Raw genomic sequence first — 903 nt, forward strand, 5'->3', positions numbered from 1 at the left:
GACGAGAAACAAGAGTACCCTATTAACCGCTTTGCAATGGAGGCTAAACGTCAGCTTGATGTGTTAGACAAACAACTCGCCAAGAATACCTATGTATCGGGTGAAGAGTTTACCATTGCAGATATGGCTATATGGCCATGGTATGGCTGCTTAGTCTTAGGGCGCTTGTACGACGCAGCGGAATTCTTACAAGTAGAAACCTATGAACATGTTGTGCGCTGGGCGAAGTTAATCGACCAAAGAGAAGGTGTTCAACGAGGTCGCATCGTGAATCGTTCATGGGGTGAAGAATGGGAACAAGTCCCTGAGCGTCACAGCGCCAAAGATATTGATGATGTGCTAAAGCTCAAACCATAGTAACGTCTAAGCCGAATTTAGAGAGCGTGCTAACCGAGCATCTAGCCGCTCTTTTCACCGAAAAATGCTTTGAGTAGACTAAATCCCACCTTTTAAACCCAGAAACTCACATAAAGACAATCAAAATTACCTTGGTTTGTCTGAATGAACCTGCGACAATCCGTCCCGTATTCACTCTATCAAACGGTTTAATATGAAACTTCTAGTTCGTAACCTCGCACGCAGTACTTCTGAACATGAAATCCGCGTCCTATTTTCAGCTCACGGCAATGTAGGCGAATGTACACTGGTACTAGATCAAGAAACTGGTGAGTCTAAAGGATTTGCATTTGTTGAAATGCCGAATGACTCAGAAGCCAAAGCGGCGATTTCAGCACTTAATTTGGCAACTGTTGCTACAAGCAAAATTCGTGTAAAAGTCGCTAACAGCTAATCGATTAGTATCTTCGACGCTAGCAGTCAATCTAATCTGGTTGACTGTTATTATCGACAACATTTCTAAACTCCATCTATACCATATAACATCATTCTTACTAAGGAATAAGT

At 42.5% G+C, this 903-nt stretch carries 2 protein-coding genes; both read left to right on the forward strand.

The genetic code is table 11. The features are described from left to right. A partial coding sequence (locus BCU12_RS10930; RefSeq protein ID WP_198599313.1) for a glutathione S-transferase C-terminal domain-containing protein occupies positions 1 to 357 on the forward strand: 357 nt, incomplete at its 5' end. A 193-nt stretch (positions 358 to 550) separates the two neighbouring features. Then, positions 551 to 790, forward strand: a complete 240-nt coding sequence (locus tag BCU12_RS10935) for an RNA recognition motif containing protein (RefSeq protein WP_102404304.1) — start codon at positions 551 to 553, stop codon at positions 788 to 790. Positions 791 to 903: the final 113 nt, after the last annotated feature.

Origin of the sequence: Vibrio sp. 10N.261.55.A7 (genome assembly GCF_002877365.1) — a bacterium.
In the GTDB taxonomy this organism is placed as follows: domain Bacteria; phylum Pseudomonadota; class Gammaproteobacteria; order Enterobacterales; family Vibrionaceae; genus Vibrio.